This is a genomic window from Streptosporangium oxazolinicum (genome assembly GCF_039537505.1).
Taxonomy (GTDB): Bacteria; Actinomycetota; Actinomycetes; order Streptosporangiales; family Streptosporangiaceae; genus Streptosporangium; species Streptosporangium oxazolinicum.
On record NZ_BAABAQ010000003.1, the window covers coordinates 297,929 to 316,416 of the forward strand.

Genomic DNA, 18,488 nt, shown 5'->3' on the forward strand with positions numbered 1-18,488 from the left:
GTCAGACCCCGGTCCCGATGGTCTCGGCCTGTTCCTGGACGCTCTTCGCCGTCTCCTCGGCCGTCTGCTTGCCCAGGGCCATCTTCTCGATCTCGGTCTCCAGCACCTTGGCCACCTGCTCCCAGGTCGGGACGGCGGGGACGGCCTTGGCGTCCTTGAGCTGCTCGCCGAAGACGGTGACGCGCTCGTCGGCGGTGAGCGCCGGGTCCTGCCAGGCGGCCTCGACGCTGGGCAGCGCGTTGACCTTGGTGTACCAGCCGGCCTGGACCTTGGGGTCGACGAGCCAGCGCAGGAACTTCCAGGCGGCGTCGCGGTTCTTCGCGTCCTTGAAGACCACCATGTCGCTGCCGCCGACCAGGCTGGGACCTCCCGCGCTCCCCTTCGGGTAGGGGGCGACGGCGAACTTCTCCCCGAAGCCGTCGCCGCCCTCCTTCTCCAGGCCCGCGATCATCCACGGCCCCGAGTAGAAGGCGCCGACCTTCCCGTTGACGAACGTCTGCGGGAAGGCGCCGGTCGGCTGGTCGGTGCTGGCGAGCCCGCTCTCGAAGAACGAGCCGTACTGCTTGAGCGCCTTGACCATCTGGGGCGTGTCCAGCGTCCACTTCCCGTCCGAGACGATCTCACCCCCCGCCTGCCACACCAGCGGCAGCACCTCCTGCCAGGAGCCCTGCCGGAAGTTCTGCTCGACGCCGAGCGAGGCGCCGCCCCTCTCCTTGAGCGCCTTCACGAAGGCGGTGGTCTCCTCCCAGGTGGTGGGCGGCTTCACCGACGCCTTCTCCGCGAGGTCCTCGCGGTAGTACAGGGCGCGGGTCTCGACGTACCAGGGCACGCCGTACGCGGTCCCCTCCACCTCGACCGTGCCCCACGCCCCGGGGAAGAACGCCGACTTGTCGATCAGGTTGGCCGGGGTGGGGTCGAGGGCGCCGGTCTTGGCCATCTCGCCCATCCAGGTGCTGCCCAGCATGGTGATGTCGGGGGTGGCGTTCCCCGCGATGGCCGCGGTGATCTTGTCGTGGGCCACGTCCCAGCCGAGCGCGGTCACCTTGATCGTGATGCCGGGGTTGGCCGTCTCGAAGTCCTTGGCGAAGGCGCCCAGCGCCTCCCCCTCGGCGCCGATCGCCCAGACCGTGACCTCACCGGTGGCCTTGCCGGTGTCGACGTCCCTCGCCTGCTCCGCGGCCCCTCCGCCGCCCCGGCCGCACCCGGCGAGCACCAGTCCCAACGCGAGGATCCCGACGGCGTACTTCTTCACTTTTCCTCCAGGGGGTGAGGACCGCAGCTGGACCGCACGATCAGCTGGGTGGGGAGAATCTCGGAGTTCGGGACGGTACGCGTGCCCTTGATGAGCTCGTCCAGCGCGCGGGCGGCGCGGGCACCGAGCAGGCGCATGGGCTGGCGCACCGTGGTGAGGGCGGGCCTGGCGTGGCGGGCGGCCATGATGTCGTCCCAGCCGGTGACCGCCACGTCGCCCGGCACGTCGAGGCCGAGCTCCTCGGCCGCGAGGATGACGCCGAGGGCCACCTGGTCGTCGGCGCAGATCACCGCCCGGGGACGCCGCCCGTCACCGGCTCCCCCGCCGAGCAGCGTCCGTCCCGCCGCGTACCCGCCCTCCACGGTGAGCTCGCAGGGCAGCGGCTCCGGGGGCCGGATCCCGTGGCCGGACAGGACCCGCCTCACCCCCGTCCAGCGCTGGGTGACGTCGCCCCGGTCGTCGTCCCCGGCCAGGGCGAAGGTGGAGTAACCGTGGCCGAGCAGGTGGGTGGTGAGCGCCTCGGCCGACGCGGTGTTCTCGCTGGAGACCGCGTCCGCCCACTCGACGGGGTCGCGCGCGAGCAGGACCAGCGGCGTCCTGCTCCTGGCGATCTCGTCCACCACGGCGTCCTCGACGGTCCTGCCGAAGATCACCATGCCGTCCACCCGGCCGGCGAGGTCCCTGACCAGGTCCTGTACGGCGGCCCGCCCGCGCGTGGACAGGATGAGCACGGAGCGGCCGAGGTCGGAGGCCACCTCCTCGTACCCGAGGAGCACCTCGGCGAAATAGGGGCCCGACAGGTCGGGGAAGACGATCCCGTTGGCCGCGTGGCGGCCCTGGGCGAGGGAGACGCCGAGGCGGCTGGGGGTGAAGCTGAGCTCCTGAATCGCCCGCAGCACCTTCTCGCGCGTCCCGGCCGCGACGGGGCCGGTGTTGCGCAGCGCCCGGGAGACGGTGGCGATGGAGACGCCCGCCCGCTGCGCGACCTCGTAGATGGTCACACCCTGACCTTCGTCACTGTTTGACACCTGTCGTCCGATCTCCCGGCGAGTGGAAGCGCTTACACTCAACGGCGACAGGAAGTGGAAGCGCTTACAGTGGATGCTCGGAGTCAATCACTGGAGGTAATCACCAGTAAAGGTTTGTTACATCACCGTTACCAAACGGGCACGGTGTCACATCGGGCCCTGTGAGATCTTCCCGAGCCTCGTGAGATCTTCCCGGAAAGCGTAAGACCTGACCGGAAGACCTTCCCGGAAGGCGTGAGACCCGACCGGAGGAGAGGCCCGACCGAGAAGAAGGGCCTGACCCGGAGGAGAGGACCCGACCGGAGGAAAGGAACCTGGCCGGGGTGGCGCCCTGACCGGGTGGAGAGGACCCTCGACGTCTCCCTTCCTGGGAACGAATACCAATTGACTACCGTTGAAAGATCATCCGAGCTATTCTCGCCGGAATCGGGCAGTCCATAACCTCCTGGGCGCGGCGCCGTTCACCTCGCCCCCTGAGATCCGTGAGCCGTTCGGGGAGCTTGATGAGATTCCAGGTACTCGGCGATGTGACGATCATCGCCGACGGACGTCCTGTGCCGCTGTCCTCCCGCAGGCAGGAGCAGTTGCTGGCACTCCTCGTCTGCGCGCGGGGACGCATCGTGGCGGCCGAAACCCTGGTCGACGCGCTGTGGGGGGAGCGGCTCGGACCGCGCGCCGGGAAGAACCTGCAGGTGCTTGTGCACCGGCTGCGCAGGACCCTCGACGCCCCCGAGCGGATCCGGCACGACCGCTCGGGCTACACGCTGTCCGCGCGGCCGGAGGAGGTGGACGCCTGGCACTTCGCCGACCTGGCCGAGCACGCCAGACGGACGCTGAACCGGGGAGAGCCCGCGGCGGCGTCCGTCCTGCAGCGAGAGGCGCTCGCACTGTGGAACGGCCGCGCCTTCTCGGGACTGGACGGCGTGGCCCAGCTGGCGGAGGCGGCCGAACGCCTGGAGCAGGACCGCAGGCGGGTGCTGACCGAGCGCATCGACACCGACCTGGCACTGGGCAGGCACGCGGAGGTCATCCCCGAGCTGATCTCGATGGTCGCGGAGGATCCGCTGGTGGAGTCCGCGACCGCCCGGCTGATGGTGGCGATGCACAGGGCCGGGCTGCGTACGGAGGCGCTGGATGCCTACCGGCGCGCCCGCACCGTCCTGGCCGAGGAGCTGGGGCTGGAACCGGGACCGCAGCTGCGCTCGCTGGAACAGGCCATCCTGCGCGGGGACACCCGGGTCGGCCTGGACCCCCAGCCGGAAACGGCGGCACCGGCGAGACCCCCGGACCCCGCCACCCCGCCGGATCCGGCCCCGTCCCTGCTCCCCGCCGGGGTGAGCGACTTCACCGGGCGCGACACCGAGCTGCGCTGGCTCGTCTCGGTCCTGCGCGACCGTCCCGCCGCCGGACCGGTGATCTGCTCCGTCTCCGGCATGCCGGGGGTGGGCAAGAGCGCGCTGGCCCTGCGGGCCGCCCACGACCTGCGGGACGCCTTCCCCGACGGGCAGCTGTACGTGAACCTGCGGGGCGCCGGAACCGAACCGGTCGAGCCGTCGCACGCGCTCAGCCGGTTCCTGCGCGCCCTCGGCACAGCGGGAACCGCCATTCCCGACAACCTGGACGAGCGCGCCGAGGTGTTCCGCGCCCGCCTGTACGACCGGCGCGTGCTGCTCCTGCTGGACGACGCCGCCGACGAGGCCCAGATAGAGCCGCTCATCCCCGCGGGGAACGGCTGCGCGGTGGTGGTCACGAGCCGCGGCGCGCTGACCGCCCTGCCCGGCGCGCAGCGGCTCGCCCTGGGAGTCCTCGGGAACGCCGCCGCCGTCCGGCTGCTGGGTACGATCACCGGCCGGGTCGAGCTGGCCGCCGACACCGCCACCGCCGGGCGGCTGGCCGAGCTGTGCGGGCACCTCCCCCTGGCGCTCAGGATCGCCGGGGCGCGGCTGGCCGCCCGGCCGCACTGGAGCGTCGACCGGCTGGTCTCCCGGCTCGCCGCCGAACACGACCGGCTCGACGAGCTCACCCACGGCACCCTGTCGGTACGGGCCAGTCTCGCCCTCGGCTACTCGGGTCTCGACGAGCCCAGCCGTACCCTGTTCCGCCGCCTCGGCCTGGTCGAGACGCCCGACTTCGCCGGCTGGGTCGCCTCGGCCCTGCTCGACACCGGACCGCACGACGCCGGGACACATGACACCGGACCGCACGACGCCGCGACACGTGACACCGCATCGAACTACACCGGGTCGCACGACGCCGAGGAGATCCTGGAAGGACTGATGGAGGCGCAGCTCGTCGAGTACGCGGGCCAGGACGGCATCGGCGAGCCCCGCTACCGCGTCCACGACCTGGTACGCCTGCACGCCAGGGAGCGCGGCGCGACCGACGATCCCCCCGGTGCCACCGACGCCGCGCTGACCCGGCTGGCGGGAGGGTATCTCGCGCTCGCCGAGCGGGCGCACCGGCGGCAGTACGGCGGCGACTACACCGTCCTGCACGGCGACGGGCCGCGCTGGGACTGCGGGGAGGCCACCTCCGACCGCCTGCTCGCCGACCCGTCCGGCTGGCTGCGTGGCGAGCGGCTCGGTCTGGTGGCGGCGGTGGAGCAGGCCGCCCGGCTCGGCCTGAGCGAGATGTGCTGGGACCTGGCGATGACGGCGATCACCCTGTTCGAGGCGCAGGGCCACTTCGACGACTGGCGGCGTACCTCGGAGACCGCGCTGGCCGCCGCCCTGCGCGCGGGCGATCGGCGCGGCGAGGCGGCGATGCGCTACTCCCTGGGCACGCTCGCCCTGTTCCGGCAGCGCTACACCGACGCGCGGCCACACCTGGAGGCCGCGCTGCCGCTCTTCGCGGCGGTGAACGACCGGCACGGCCAGGCCCTCACCCTGCGCAACGCGGCGCTGATCGAACGGGTGGAGGGCCGGGTGGAGACCGCGCTCGACGGCTACCGGCGGGCGCTGCGGATGCTCCACGAGGTCGGCGACCGGCACGCCGAGGCCCACGTACTCGGCAGCATGGCCCAGATCCACATCGAGCACGACCGCCCCTACGCGGCGGCCCCGCTCCTGGAGACGGCGCTGGCCGCCTACCGCGACCTGGGCAACGCGCGAGGGGTCGCGCAGATCCTCAACAGGCTGGGACTGCTGTACCTGCGCCAGAACGACCCGGAACGGGCGAAGGACGCGTTCGGGCAGGTGCTGGCGGCCGCCAGGTCGACCGGAGACCGCATCGGCGAGGCGTACGGCCTGCTCGGGATGGGCGAGGCCGAGCTGCTGGCGGGTGAGCTCGACCACGCGGACAACCGGCTCGACGCGGCGCTGCTGCTGGCCGAGGGGCTCGGGGAACCCTTCGTCGCGGCCCGTGCCCGCCTGGCCTGCGGGCGACTCGCCATCGAGCGCGGCGAGCACGAGCTGGCCGCGTCCATGCTGGACCGGGCGGTGCGGGAGTTCGCCGACATCGGCCTGCCGGTCTGGCACGAGCGGGCACTCGACGCCCGGCGCGCCCTCGACGGCATGATGTCCTCCCCGCCCACCCCGTGCTGACCTCTCGCTCACGTACTCTCCACACTGTCTTCCACGGCAGCCGGTCATCGCTCGCATGCCTCCACACCGCCCGCTCCCGGCCAACCGGACCACGGTGCGCGGCCGGACGGGAGTACCGCAGCCCCGCCCGGCCGCTCTTCACGCGGCGCCGGTTCCCTCCGGTGAATTACTCGCCGGGGTCCATCCAGTGGCTGTCGCAGTCAGGCTTGGTGGCCTGATCATGCAGCTCGACCGCCGAGGCCGGTGTGGCGCTCGCGCCCAGCAACCCGGCCACCATCAGCGCCAGCAACCCCGCCTTGATCTTCTTCATCTCTCTCCTTGATCGTCAACAGATCGGTGCCATACCCCCGTGGGCGTTGGTGGTCGATAGCAAACCATGACCACCAGGTGCCGCATATGGGATCTCGCTGTTGAAATTCCTCCCCTTCGAGGCGTCCCCGCCCCTCTCCCCTCGGGTGCCGACGGCCTTGCGACAGACCGGTCCGGTCCCCCCGGTCGCCGAACCTCGCGCTGACCTGCCGCTCGACGCTGAACGGCCGGTATTCACCACCGGGCGACCGATGCCCGGTACGTGAGTTGGTGCCGGACGTCCGGCGAGGGCGAACCGGCGGAGAAGTGGCCGGCACTTCTCGGCGGGGTCGCGGTGACCACGGACGGCCCGGTTCCCGGCGTCATCGCCGTGGCAGCCCCCGTGGCAGCCGCGGCGATGACTCCGGCGGTCGCTGTGGCCCGCCTGACGTCGTTCTCGATCGGTGTACCACCCGGCGTTCCGGACAGTTCCCGGACCGACGAGAAGCGAGGCGACAGGCATGGGTACGGCCGGTTGGCCGGCCGTACCCATGTCGCCCCGGTGTCGTGTCGTTGAGCCCCAAGTACGGACGACCACCTTCACCTTGAGCGCAGCCCGGATACCGCCTGCGGACGGTATCTGAGCTGGTCAAGGTCAAAATAAACGGCTCCGGTTTCACGCCGGTTTCACCTCGTTCCCCGGGCCGGGTCCGGAAACCACGGGCCGGGGAGACGCGGATCCGGCGTCACGGAACGGTGACAACGATCTTGCCGAGGAGGTGCCCCGCCTCGCTGAGACGGTGGGCGTCGGCGGTCCTTTCCAGCGGGAAGGTCCTCTCGATCGGCACGCGCAGCGCGCCGCGCTCCAGCAGGGGGAGGACCTCCGCGAAGACCTCCGCCGGGGAAACCCCGTCGGCATCGGTGTCGGCACCGCTGTCGGCACCGCTGTCGGCACCGCTGTCGGCACCGCTGTCGGCACCGCTGGAGAAGCGCACACCGTGCTCGGCGGCCCGCCCGTCGGCGATGGTGACCACCCTGTCCGGACCACCGGCCAGCTCGACCGAGATGGCGAGCACGTCGCGGCCGGAGGCGTCCAGGACCGCGTCGACACCCTCCGGCGCCACGGCGCGCACCCGCTCGGCCAGGCCGTCGCCGCCGTCGCCGTACTCGACCGGCCGCACGCCCAGCTCGCGCAGGAAGTCATGACGGGCCGGGCTCGCCGTGCCGACCACCCGTACGCCCCTGAGGCGGGCGAGCTGCGCGGCGACGAGGCCGACGCCACCGGCGACCGCGTGGACCAGCAACGTGTGCCCCTCCTTCACGTCGAGCTGCCGCAGGGTACGCCAGGCGGTCCCGACGGCCACCGGCAGCGCGGCGGCCCGCTCGAAGGACAGCCAGGCGGGTATAGCCAGCAGGTCCCCGGCGTCGGCCACCACGTGGGTGGCCGCGGCACCGGAGACGACCGTGCCGAAGACGGCCTGCCCCACGCTCCAGCGCCCGTCTCCGGCACCCGAACCGGTGCCGAGGGCGTCGACCGTTCCGGCGAACTCGACGCCGACGCCCGCGGGCCCGGCCGACGACAGGCCACGGTCCATGAACCCGTAGCGGAGTTTCCAGTCGATGCCGTTGACACCGGCGGCCCGTACCGCGACCCGCACCTGCCCGGGTCCGGGATCGGGGATGGGAACGTCGTCGAGGGTGAGCACCTCGGGACCGCCGTACCGGGTGTAGCGGATGGCCTGGGACATGGTTCTTCTCCCTCTGAGCGCGTACCGCGCCCGGTTGACGGAATGGAGGGCCGGGCGCGGCACGCGCCACGACGGAGGCATGGGAGACGGGTCCCTCAGAGCAGCAGCAAGGTCTTCCCCACCGTGTCGCGGGCCTCGATGGCGATGTGCGCGTCGGCGGCCCGCTCCAGCGGGAAGGTCTGCCCGATGACCGGCCTGATCCGGCCCGCAGCCGCCTCGGACAGCGCCAGCCCGGCCAGCCGCCTGCCCTCCTCCGGGGCGAACTGCACCTGCTCGATCCCGCGCACGCTCACCCCTCGCCGCTCCGCCTCCCCGGGGTCGACCTGCGCGAAGCTCCCGCCGGGCACGCCGTACGTGAAGAACCTGCCGCCGCGCGCCGTGATCCCGAACGCGTCCTGGCCGATCCGCCCGCCCGCACCGTCGAAGACCACGTCCACCCCGTCACCGCCGCCTGTCCCGGGCGATCCTCTGTCGCCGACCGCCTCCCGCACCCGCTCGGGCCAGCCCGGCTCGGAGTAGTCGACCACGGTGTCGGCTCCCAGCTCCCTGGCCAGGTCGAGCTTGCGCCCGCCCCGGGCGGCCGCGACCACGTGGGCGCCGACCGCGTGGGCGAGTTGCACCAGCAGGCTGCCGAGTCCCCCGGCCGCCGCGGTGACCAGCACCCGCTCCCCCGGCTTGACCTCGGCCGCGCCCACCAGGCTCAGCGCGGCCGGGCCGATCTGGAGAAGCGCGGTCGCCTCCCGCACGCCCAGCCCCTCCGGCACCGGAACCAGGGCGTCCACCGACACCGCGACCCGCTCGGCGTAACCTCCGTCGCCGGTCATCGCGATGACGTCGCGGCCGATCCAGCCCTGATCGACCCCCTCCCCCGCCGAGACCACCCGCCCGCCCATCCCGCCCCCGGGCACGTACGGCGGGCTCTGGCCGAAGAACTCGGCACCCCAGCCGGTGCGGAGCTGCGTCTCAAGGAACAGGACGTCCACGACGGACACCCCGATCACGACCTGCCCGGCTCCGGCGACCGGCTCCGGGGCCCGGTCCACCACCAGTACCTCTGGTCCCCCGAACGCGGTCACCTGGACAATGCGCATATCGATCACTCTCCCTCGATGCCTTCGCGCACAGTCTCAGACCTCAAGTTATGTTGATGTCAACAGACAACGAAAGGATCATGCCCGTGCATCCTCCCGCCCATGACCCGCCGGACCACCGTGGCCGCGTGAGAGGCTGCCTGCTGGGCGGCGCCCTCGGCGACGCGCTGGGGGCTCCCGTCGAGTTCGAGTCGATCGAGAGAATCCGCAGGCAGCACGGGCCCGAGGGCCTGACCGGACTGGTCCCCGACTGGCGTGGCAAGGTCGGCCTGGTCACCGACGACACGCAGATGACGCTGTTCACCGTGGAGGGGCTGATCCGCGGCGGCGACGTCGCCGCGGTCCGGCGCGCCTACCTTCGCTGGCTGGACACCCAGCAACACCGCTCCCCACCCCTCGCCTCTCCCGTTTCCTCGGCTTCCTCGGCTTTCCCGACTTCCTCGGCTTTCCCGACTTCTCCGGCTTTCCCCGCGAACGACCGTCCGGCGTACGGTCCCGCGTCGACCTCGTCCGGGAACGACCTGGTCCGTACCGGCCTGCTCCGCGAGCAGGAATGGCTCTACTCCCGGCGAGCTCCGGGGAACGCCTGCCTGTCGGGCCTGCGCGCCCCTCGGGCCGCCGCCCCCGCCCCGTTCGGCGAACCGGGACCGGTCAACCCCGATTCCAAGGGCTGCGGGACGGTCATGCGCTCGGCCCCCTTCGGCCTGGGCGCGCGGAGCCCCCGTCACGCTTTCGACCTGGCCGCCGAGTGCGCCCAGATCACCCACGGCCACCCCACCGGCTACCTGGCCGCCGGCGCCTTCGCCGCCATCGTCCACTTCCTCGCGGAGAACCGGCCCGTCGAGGCGAACAGGTCTCCGACGCCGGACGAGACGCTCGCGCGTGCCGTACGGAAGGCGCTGGACCTGCTCGCGACGTACCCCTCGCACGAGGAGACCAGCCTGGCGCTGCGCGGTGCCGTCTCCCTCGCGGCGGAGGGCGGCCCGAGCCCGGAGAAGGTCGAGTCACTGGGCGGCGCGTGGGTCGCCGAGGAGGCGCTCGCCATCGCGGTCTACTGCGCCCTGACGTATCCCGCGTCCGGCGACGTCGAGCGGGCGCTGCTCCTCGCGGTCAACCACTCCGGCGACAGCGACTCCACCGGCGCCGTCTGCGGCAACCTCCTGGGAACCCTCCACGGCGAGGCGGCGCTCCCCGTCGGATGGCTCGCACACCTTGAGGGCCGCGACGCCATCACCGAACTGGCCGACGACTTCGCGGCCCGGTCCGCCGGAAACCACGAGATCACCGACGCCTGGCTCAGGAAGTACCCCGGCGCCTGACCCCGGGCCCTCACGCCGTCCGCGTGCTGAGCGGGAGGCGGAGGACGAAGCGTGCTCCGCCCGAGGACGACGCGTCCTCGACGTGGAGGGTGCCGTGGTGGGCGCGGGCGATGTCACGGGCGACGGCCAGGCCGAGCCCGGTGCCGCCGCGGTCACGGCTGCGGGCGGTGTCCAGCCGGGCGAAGCGCTGGAAGATGTACTCGCGCTCCGCTGGAGGCACGCCCGCGCCGTCGTCGGCGACGCTGAGTTCAGCTATGCCTCCGGCGCGGCGCACTGTGACCACCACGTCGCGCGCGGCGTGCCGTTGCGCGTTGTCCAGCAGGTTGTCCAGCACCCGGTGGATCTGTTCCGGGACGGCGTCGGCCGTCATGCCGACGGTGAGGTCGAGCCGCGCCGGGTGCGGATCCCCGGTGCGGCGCGCGGTTCCGGCCTCGGCCAGCAAGGCCAGGTCGACGGGCTCCAGGGCGGCGGGCGGCGCAGCTCCGATCCGGGCCAGCATGAGGAGGTCGCTGATGATGGCCTGCAGCCGTTCCACATCGCGCAGGGAGTGTTTCACCAGGTCGGCGAGGTTGGTCTCGTCGGGGTGAAGTTGCGCCTCCTCCAACTTGACCCGTAGCCCGGCCAGCGGAGTGCGCAGTTCGTGCGAGGCATCGGTGGTGAAGCACCGCTGGCGGTCGAGTGCCTGCTGCAACGACGCGGTGACCCGCTCCAGCTCCGCGGATATCGCGTGCTCACGGGTGTAGTGGCGGGCGTTGTCGACGCACACCGCGGCGCGGCCGACCAGCTCCTCGGCCAGGTCGAGGTCGTCCTCCTCGAACGCGTCCTTGCCCGTGGCGCGATAGAGGCTCACCACCCCGAGTGTGACGCTCCGGGCCCGCATCGGCACCGTGATGAGCGAGTGGATGCCCTGCTCACAGATTCTCCGGCCGTGCTCGGGATCCTGTGCCGGCCACCCGTAGGTGGTGAACAACACCGAGCCGAGCACCGACTGCTCGGTGGCGAGGCTGCGCCCCTGCGGCGTGGACGGAAGCGGGTAGATGAGCGTGCCACGCTGGTACAGAGCGGCCCCCTCCCCGACGCCCGCGAAGGCGACCCGGCGCAGCCCCGCGTCCATGCTGCCGGGCTCGTCGCCCCGCAGGACGCAGTCGGCCAGGTCGACGGCGACGTAGTCGGCGAACCGGGGGACGGCGACCTGGGCCAGTTCCTCGGCGGTCCGGGTGACGTCCAGGGTGGTGCCGATGCGGGAGCCCGCGTCGCACAGCAGGCCGAGCCGCTCGCGCGCCCGCAGGGCGAACTGACCGATGCCCGGCTCGCTCACGGCGAGCAGCCACTCGTCGGTTCCGGTCACCTTCCTCCCCCGTTCAGCCGGGCCTCCTGGCCGTCGGTGAGCCTCGCCTTCACCGCGATGGCGGTGGAACCGACGATCGGTTGGGCCACAAGCGTGGCGGTGCGGCCGTCCGAGAGGGCCATCTTCACCACCGCCGCCCGGCCCTGCGCGACCAGCCTCACGGCGGCGTCCGTCAGGGCGAGCCGATCACGGCGGCACAGGTCCAGGGGCGTGGAAGCCATCGCGACGCCTCCATCTGGCGCCCGGAGGAAGTCATTTACCAGGGCCTGCTCGTGTTCGACCACCATTTCGAACAATCGCCGCTCGACGGCGGCGGCCGATCGCCGGGCCAGGACCATCATCTCCGCGTTGGCCGTGTCGTTCAGGCAGACGACACTGATGGCCCCGTCCACCCGCCCGCTGAGCGGGTGGCGTATCGGGGCGCCCACGCCGGTGAGCCCGCGCAGTTCCTCCGCGAAGTGCTCGTTGCCGGTGACCTGGCAGATTCGCCGTTCCACCAGCGCCGAGCCGAAGGCGCTGGTGCCCATGTCCGCCTCGGCGAAGCGGAACCCGGGCGCGGCGCCAACCGCGTCCAGAGTCCGGCGCAGGGCCGGTTCGCCCTCGTTGCGCAGGAACAGGACCCCACTCGCATCGCCCAGGAACACGGTCACGGGGGTACCCATGATGATGGTACGCATCCGCTCGAACACGGGCCGGGCCGCGCGCACCACTCCGCGGTCGAAGTCAAGATCACCGGATAGGCGCGGCCGTACGGTGCTGGGCGTGAGTCCCGCCTCCTGACACCGCCGCCACGAATGCAGGGTCGTGGCGCGTACCTCATTCCCCGTGAGCCTCCCATCCAGGAACCACTCCACGAACTTCTCGTCGGGCCCTCCCCCGTCGTCCCACCGATCTGCCATCCGGCTCACTCCAAAGACATCCACACAGTGAGCTTTATGCACCTTTCACCCAGAATACGAAGGAACCACATCTCTAAAATCCCATATCCTGGCAAAGAAATGGCAGGTCCTGGCCTTCCTTGACGAAGGCCTCTTTGATCCCCACGTTGTTGCCCAGCGCGTACAGGACCAGCGGCAGCCGCTCGCGGATCACCTCGCGCAGGATCGCCGCTCTGGTCGCGACCGTGTGAAGCCGACTCCTTCAGGAGGTCCAGCGGGTCGATGATCCCCAGCGGGCGGCGACCTCGGTGTGCAGGGCGCCTTCGGCTTGCTGTGCCCGGCGCGGCTCACCGCGGTGCGTCTTCACCTTCGTGACCTTCGTGCCGCCGGACTTGTTCCCGCGGACCGCCTGCACGCAGGGGTATCCGTTTTACCGGTTTGTGGAAATCCCTGCCGTTGACCCCGTCCGTACGCGTGATAAGGATCGAAGGACACGGACCACGGAGGTGTTACGCGATGGCGAAGGTGCTGATCGTCACAGGTGACGCGGCGGAGGACCTGGAGGTGATGTACCCGTACCAGCGACTGCTGGAGGAGGGGTACGAGGTGGACCTCGCTGCTCCGAGCGTGAAGAAGCTCCAGTTCGTGGTGCACGACTTCGTCGAGGGGTTCGACACCTACACCGAGAAGCCGGGGCACACCTGGGGGTCGGACATCGCGTTCTCCGACGTCGATCCGGAGCGGTACGCGGCACTGGTGCTGCCGGGAGGCCGGGCGCCGGAGTACATCCGCAACGACCGCCGGTGCCTGGAGATCGTCAGGCACTTCGCCGAGAGCGGCAAGCCGATCGCGGCGCTGTGTCACGGGCCGATCGTGCTGGCCGCCGCGGGGGTGCTCAAGGGGCGGGAGAGCAGCGCCTACCCGGCCTGCGCCCCGGACGTCGAGCAGGCGGGCGGGACCTGGATCGACAGCGAGGCCCACGTCGACCAGAACCTCGTGACCGGACGGGCCTGGCCGGACCACCCGGCGTGGATGCGCGAGTTCATGAAGGTCCTCCGCACCGCGACCGGCTGAGCGGTCTTTTCCGGCGTACCCTCACCCGGTACCAGCTCCGGCCGATGTGTGGGATCCGCGTACCCGTACCGCGAGCACCGACGCCCACCCCCAGCCCAGGAGTGCCATGGCACGGAGGAGCAGGCTCAGGGGCCGGGAGTTCTCGCCGCCGTCCGAGAGCAGCCCCGCCAGCAGGTAGAGGGCGGGGAGCGCCACGCCCGTGGCCGCGCAGTAGATCGCCCATTCGCGCTCTCCCCGTACGGCGAAATAACGGGTGAAGACGAAGCAGGCCGCGACCAGCGAGACGAACACCACGCCGAAGGCGGCGCCGTGCAGGACGTAACTCCAGCCCGGATCCTCGGGAAGGCCCGGCGGCGCGCCGGGCGGGTAGCCCCACGCCGGTTCGAAGCGGAAGACTCCGGCGCCGACCAGGCCGGTCCCGTACGCGCCGATCAGTAGCGGCCCCCAGGCCCCGCCACGGCCCGGACGCAGCGCCCGCCACAGCCCGGCCGCGAACGCGACGTCCAGCAGCCCGGTGACGACGAAGTTGACGACCTGGATCCATCCCAGGTCGCCCAGGCTCAGCAGGCTGAGCGGCTGTCTCCGGGGGTCGAAATCCGCGCGCGTGTAGTCCTGGATCACGACTACGAGGACGAACAGCGGTCCGGCTACGGCACCGCAGGTCAGCAGGGCCCTGGTCAGCCGCTGTTCCCGGATGGTGGACATGCCTCTCCCCTCGGTGCCCGGGATGTCCGACGCGCAAGCGTTCCTTAGCAGCGCTAAGTTCGTGTCGCCGTCATGCTTCCTTAGCGCTGCTAAGGTGTCAACCGATGGGCGAGAACAAACGGGGGGCCGGCCTGACCCGGCAGACGGTGATCGACACGGCGCTGCGACTGCTCGACGAGGTCGGCCTGGACGGGCTGACGGTGCGCCGGCTCGCCTCGGAGCTGGGCGTCCAGTCGCCCGCCCTGTACTGGCACCTGCGTAACAAGCAGGAGTTGCTCGACGGGATGGCCGACGCGATCGTCCTGGCCGCCGGGATGGGGCCGCCCCGCGACGGCGAGTCCTGGCAGGACTGGCTCGCCCGCCGGGCCCACGCGTACCGCGACTCCCTGCTCGTCCACCGCGACGGCGCCCGTCTCGTCGCCAACGCCGCGAGCCTCGGCCCGGCGACGATCAGAATGTTCGACGAGGAGCTGACCGCCATGGTCGGCCACGGCTTCACCCCGGACCTGGCACTGCGCACGATCACGGCTCTCACCCGCTACGTCAACGGGTGCGTCCTGCAGGAGCAGACCGAACACCGGCGACACGTGGACACACCGCCGGACCGGCTCGCGGCGCTGGCCGGGCTGCTCGACGGGGGCATGGAGGCGACCCTGATCGTGGCGTTCCGCGAGAGCGGCGGCTCGTTCGGCGAGGACGCCTTCGAACACGGCCTCCGAGCCCTGATCGACGGCACGGCCGCCGCCCTGGCCCGCCGGCCCCCACCCCAGATGCTCAATCCTGGCGAGCCATTTCCCGAAGGTCGAACACTAAAATGAGGTGGTGAAGCTCCACGCGGATCCGATTTATCGGCTAAGCCTCACCCTTGTGGGGATTTCCCTCATCGCAATGGCCTTTGAGGGAATACGGGTAAGGCTTGCCATCGACATCCCCTTCCGGCTGGAAGACTTCCGGCAGGCTTCGCCGGCGGGTCTTCTGGGTTGCGCCGTCTTCGGCATCCCGATGGTGACCCTTGGTGGCCTGCTCACGACACGAGCCCTCTCGCTGGGCGTCACCTGCACCGACGAGTTCATCAGGGTTCGCGGCTGTTTCCGGACCCGCACCATCCCGGCCGGCAAGGTCACCGGTCTTCGCCGCGGCCTCCTGGGAGGGCTGGAACTCCGCTGGGAAGATCAGCACGGATGGCCGCGCTGGACCAGGATCGGCGCGTTCCCCGTCTCTTTTCTCGCCGGGAAGACCTGCGACTGGATCACGCCGCATAACGCGCGATGCGTCGGCGCCCTGGAAAGGTGGATCGATCAGCACGCCTCAATACGGTGACCGAGATCGCCTTTCGGGCAGTGAGCGAAGCGGCCGGCGACGCGGCCCGAACCGTCGAATCCAGCACCGGCGAGGGTCGCGCCCGGTCCTTTTCCGTCGGCGCACGACGCCGTTTCCTGTCCCGCCCGAGTTTGACGCGGAGGGTCTCCGTAAAACTCAAGGCGGTTCATCCGGCGTGGTCACCGACGACTGCGGCGGGCCTGGGCACGGTAGCGGTCGAGGACGTCCTGGCGAAGGAGGTGGCCGAAGCCCGCGGCTTCGATGCGCAGGCCGAGTTCGGGCTCGGTCACGCCGAGCGTGGCGGCGGTGTCGGCCATGTTCCAGTTGTCGGCGGCGAGCCTGGTCAGCAGGTGACCGCGTCGGACCTGGTTCTCCGAGAGGCGGAACGTCTTGAGGTACGCGAGCTGACCGGCGCCGTCGGTGATGAGCTCGCCGATGTGGTTCTCGCGTTGCCGTTCGAAGGGCGGCAGGAAGCGGGACAGGCGATACCCGCCCATCTCGGAGACGCGCTGGTAGGTGTGGTCCGCGCCCAGCAGCCCGCCCGCCATGACCCGGTCGTGGAAGGCCGCCCACTCGTCCTGCTGCCGGCGGGCCCGCGCGCGCAGATCGGCGAGCGACCGCACCGTCTCGTCCGCGATGCGGGCCCGGAAATCGGGCACCGGCCCGCTGAGCATCGCGTAGTGGTAGATCAGCTCGCCGTACAGGTCGTGCACGAGGGTGGTGTGCAGGGTGCGGTAGTCATCGGGGTGCGGCACCACGAACACGGCGGCGAGCGCGTCCGCGACGTAGACGAGAACGCCGCACTGGCCGCGGTGGATCTCGAAGACGCGAAGGGCGTCCTCCAGGCCACCGACCTCGGCGCCCGTGTACGCCTCCTCGACGCGAGGCGAGAGCCCGCGGCTGATCGCGCGGTGGGACCACTCCTCCCACGCGATCTCCGGCCCGCCGAAGTGCAGCGCCAGATACCCTTCGAGCGCCAGGTGCAGGGGCAGGAAGCGCAGCCGGTTCCTGCCGGCTCGGCGAGCCATCCGGCGGTGGAACCGCAGCGACATCCGGTCGGGCGCGCGGTCACGCTCCTGCGGCCCCCGCAGCTGGGTTCCGTACGCCGCGGCGGGGGTGCCGTCGTGCGTCCAGCTCGCCACGAACCCGTGCGGGATGTAGGAGAAGTACGCGGTCCGTGAGTCCACCTCCACGACGCCGAACTCCGCGTCGTAAAGCCGGGCGTCAAGCCGGAGGTCCTCGATCGGCTTCTCGCGGACCAGCGGGACGAGCCGTACGCCACCCCACGCCTGCGCGGGGCGGGTGGAGAGCCCGGTGAGGGCGAGATCCGTCATGCGTCCTCCCGCAGGAACACCTCGACGCGGCGCGCCAGATGGGCGCGCAGTTCGAGGATCCCGGTGCGCCCCTCCGCGAACTGGGCCAGCTCCACCAGGGCGACCAGGTTCTCGGCGTCGCGAATCCCGGCGGTCGGGACGGTGGGCGCCAGCCGCCGTACGTCGAAGTCGGCGGCGTCGTACACCGGATTGAGGTGCACGATTCCGCAGGTGTGGTCCAGGTCGAGCCGGGTGCGCCAGATCCGCAGCACCTCTCCCGCGAGCCCCGGCGGTGAGTTGTCCCATCCGTCGGAGACGATGACGAGACGCCCGGGTCGGCGTTCGAGGCCGTCGAGGATGCGCTCGCCGAGCGGTGTCGCCCCGTACGGATGGACGAGCAGCGCGTCCGAGCGGCCCGACAGCCACAGCGGCGTGTACTCGGAGGCGAGCGCCTCCAGGAGGAAATGGCAGGCGAGCGCGACGGCGAGCGGACGGCGGCGTTTGTGCCCCGACCCGTACGCGGAGAAGCTGTCGTCGAGGACGGCGGCCACCGCGCCCCAGCGCCCGGCCTGATCGCCCGCGGTCCGGCGGGCGGCCGCGCGCAGCGCCGCCGTCAGCTCGGCACGACGGCGCGTGCGATCGTCCGGCGAAAGGGCGAGCACATATGACGCCAGCCGGGTCAGCGGCATCGTGGTGAGGTCGGCCCGCACCGCGTCGGCCCCCAGGCCGCGCGCCGACTCCTGCAGACGCAGCCGCTCCAGCCGGGTGAGCCGGGGCGCGACGCGCTCCAGGAAGGTGGCGCGTGCGATGCCGTGTTTCGCCGCGAACCCCTCCGCCACCGTGTAGGGCAGTTCGTACAGCGCGGCCTGCTCGTAGTGGGCCCGCCGCCAGGTCTCCAGGATCGGTGTGGTGTAGGCGACCGGCCGGTGCGGGGTGAACAGGAACGGCCCCAGCTCACCTCCGGGCCTCAGGTGGGCATGGCGGACGGCGTCCTTGACGGCGCCACGGTACTTCACCGCGTCGAACGCGAGGTCGGGACGGGCGGCCAGCCAGTCCCGCATGATCGCCCTGGTGCGCCGGTTGTTGACCTTGGCGCGACGCAGCTCGCGGAACAGCCCGTACACCCGGGGCGGTGGCAGCAGGGCCAGCCTCCGGGCGATCAGGCGCCCCTCGGCCCGACGCTGCTCCGGGTCCGCCTCCCCCGTCGTGGCCAGCAGGTTCCTGGCGATCAGTACGGCGTTGTGGTCGTTGACGTCCAGGGCGAGGGTGGCCGCGTACAGGTCGCGATAGTTGCCCAGCAGGTAGCGGTGCAGGAAGTCCAGCGAGAGGCTCTGCTCGTCCGCGCCGGAGTGGAACTCGCGCTGGCCGGTGGAGGTGATTGCCGCGTTCACGAACAGCAGGACGTCGTCGGCGGCGATCAGATCCGCACCGGTCTCGATGTGAGCTTCGATCGCCGCCTCCGGGGTGGTGTACGAGGCCGGCCGGGGAATGGGGGCACGAGCTGCGAATCATCGCTTCAAAGGCGGGTCCCGGAAGTCGCACCGAAGTCCCGCGACCGGCTCCGGAAGATTAGCACCGACAT

Annotated in this window: 16 protein-coding genes; 5 read left to right on the forward strand and 11 right to left on the reverse strand. The window is 71.4% G+C overall.

The window, feature by feature from the left end:
- Position 1: 1 nt before the first annotated feature.
- Both ABD817_RS11005 and ABD817_RS11010 read right to left on the reverse strand, forming a co-directional pair.
- Positions 2 to 1,252 carry a sugar ABC transporter substrate-binding protein gene (locus tag ABD817_RS11005; protein WP_344917708.1) on the reverse strand — a complete coding sequence of 417 codons (1,251 nt, stop codon included), beginning with the start codon at positions 1,250 to 1,252 and terminating at the stop codon, positions 2 to 4.
- The gene (locus tag ABD817_RS11010; protein WP_344917709.1) at positions 1,249 to 2,253 is read right to left on the reverse strand and encodes a LacI family DNA-binding transcriptional regulator; all 1,005 of its coding nucleotides are present in this window, start codon (positions 2,251 to 2,253) and stop codon (positions 1,249 to 1,251) included. The genes ABD817_RS11005 and ABD817_RS11010 overlap by 4 nt, the downstream gene beginning before the upstream one ends.
- A gap of 530 nt (positions 2,254 to 2,783) precedes the next feature.
- Between ABD817_RS11010 and ABD817_RS11015 the strand changes: the two genes are divergently transcribed.
- Entirely contained in the window at positions 2,784 to 5,822 is a 3,039-nt protein-coding gene (locus ABD817_RS11015) for an AfsR/SARP family transcriptional regulator (protein WP_344917710.1), read from the forward strand.
- A 166-nt stretch (positions 5,823 to 5,988) separates the two neighbouring features.
- Here the strand turns inward: ABD817_RS11015 and ABD817_RS11020 are convergent, their stop codons facing one another.
- The 3 genes from ABD817_RS11020 to ABD817_RS11030 form a co-directional block, all read right to left on the reverse strand.
- Positions 5,989 to 6,132: a hypothetical protein gene (locus ABD817_RS11020; RefSeq protein WP_344917711.1), complete on the reverse strand. Its 144-nt coding sequence runs from the start codon at positions 6,130 to 6,132 to the stop codon at positions 5,989 to 5,991.
- Positions 6,133 to 6,856: 724 nt separating this feature from the next.
- Complete coding sequence (locus ABD817_RS11025) at positions 6,857 to 7,858, reverse strand: NADP-dependent oxidoreductase (protein WP_344917712.1); 1,002 nt, start codon at positions 7,856 to 7,858, stop codon at positions 6,857 to 6,859.
- Between the two features lie 95 nt (positions 7,859 to 7,953).
- A complete protein-coding gene (locus ABD817_RS11030; RefSeq protein ID WP_344917713.1) occupies positions 7,954 to 8,949 on the reverse strand; it encodes a zinc-binding dehydrogenase in 996 nt (331 codons plus the stop codon).
- A 128-nt stretch (positions 8,950 to 9,077) separates the two neighbouring features.
- Here ABD817_RS11030 and ABD817_RS11035 point away from each other — a divergent pair, with 128 nt between their 5' ends.
- The gene (locus tag ABD817_RS11035; RefSeq protein ID WP_344917714.1) at positions 9,078 to 10,268 is read left to right on the forward strand and encodes an ADP-ribosylglycohydrolase family protein; all 1,191 of its coding nucleotides are present in this window, start codon (positions 9,078 to 9,080) and stop codon (positions 10,266 to 10,268) included.
- Positions 10,269 to 10,278: 10 nt separating this feature from the next.
- Here the strand turns inward: ABD817_RS11035 and ABD817_RS11040 are convergent, their stop codons facing one another.
- The 3 genes from ABD817_RS11040 to ABD817_RS11050 all read right to left on the reverse strand — a co-directional run bounded on the left by ABD817_RS11040 (position 10,279) and on the right by ABD817_RS11050 (position 12,909).
- The gene (locus ABD817_RS11040) at positions 10,279 to 11,616 is read right to left on the reverse strand and encodes a sensor histidine kinase (protein WP_344917715.1); all 1,338 of its coding nucleotides are present in this window, start codon (positions 11,614 to 11,616) and stop codon (positions 10,279 to 10,281) included.
- The gene (locus ABD817_RS11045; protein ID WP_344917716.1) at positions 11,613 to 12,278 is read right to left on the reverse strand and encodes a sigma-54-dependent transcriptional regulator family protein; all 666 of its coding nucleotides are present in this window, start codon (positions 12,276 to 12,278) and stop codon (positions 11,613 to 11,615) included. Before ABD817_RS11045 ends, ABD817_RS11040 begins: the two co-directional genes overlap by 4 nt.
- 478 nt (positions 12,279 to 12,756) lie before the next feature.
- Positions 12,757 to 12,909, reverse strand: a complete 153-nt coding sequence (locus tag ABD817_RS11050) for a hypothetical protein (RefSeq protein WP_344917717.1) — start codon at positions 12,907 to 12,909, stop codon at positions 12,757 to 12,759.
- 101 nt (positions 12,910 to 13,010) lie between these two features.
- Between ABD817_RS11050 and ABD817_RS11055 the strand changes: the two genes are divergently transcribed.
- Positions 13,011 to 13,568 carry a DJ-1/PfpI family protein gene (locus ABD817_RS11055; RefSeq protein ID WP_344917718.1) on the forward strand — a complete coding sequence of 186 codons (558 nt, stop codon included), beginning with the start codon at positions 13,011 to 13,013 and terminating at the stop codon, positions 13,566 to 13,568.
- A gap of 21 nt (positions 13,569 to 13,589) precedes the next feature.
- On the opposite strand, the gene ABD817_RS11060 is transcribed toward ABD817_RS11055, so the two are convergent.
- Entirely contained in the window at positions 13,590 to 14,273 is a 684-nt protein-coding gene (locus ABD817_RS11060; RefSeq protein ID WP_344917719.1) for a DUF998 domain-containing protein, read from the reverse strand.
- Positions 14,274 to 14,377: 104 nt separating this feature from the next.
- On the opposite strand from ABD817_RS11060, the gene ABD817_RS11065 reads away from it, so the two are divergent.
- Both ABD817_RS11065 and ABD817_RS11070 read left to right on the forward strand, forming a co-directional pair.
- On the forward strand, positions 14,378 to 15,091 hold the full coding sequence (locus tag ABD817_RS11065) for a TetR/AcrR family transcriptional regulator C-terminal domain-containing protein (RefSeq protein WP_344917720.1): 714 nt from the start codon (positions 14,378 to 14,380) through the stop codon (positions 15,089 to 15,091).
- Positions 15,092 to 15,095: 4 nt separating this feature from the next.
- Entirely contained in the window at positions 15,096 to 15,593 is a 498-nt protein-coding gene (locus tag ABD817_RS11070; protein WP_344917721.1) for a hypothetical protein, read from the forward strand.
- Between the two features lie 179 nt (positions 15,594 to 15,772).
- Here ABD817_RS11070 and ABD817_RS11075 read toward each other — a convergent pair whose 3' ends face one another.
- Entirely contained in the window at positions 15,773 to 16,927 is a 1,155-nt protein-coding gene (locus ABD817_RS11075; protein ID WP_344917722.1) for an ARPP-2 domain-containing protein, read from the reverse strand.
- A complete protein-coding gene (locus ABD817_RS11080) occupies positions 16,924 to 18,297 on the reverse strand; it encodes a hypothetical protein (RefSeq protein WP_344917723.1) in 1,374 nt (457 codons plus the stop codon). The genes ABD817_RS11075 and ABD817_RS11080 overlap by 4 nt, the downstream gene beginning before the upstream one ends.
- Positions 18,298 to 18,488 lie beyond the last annotated feature (191 nt).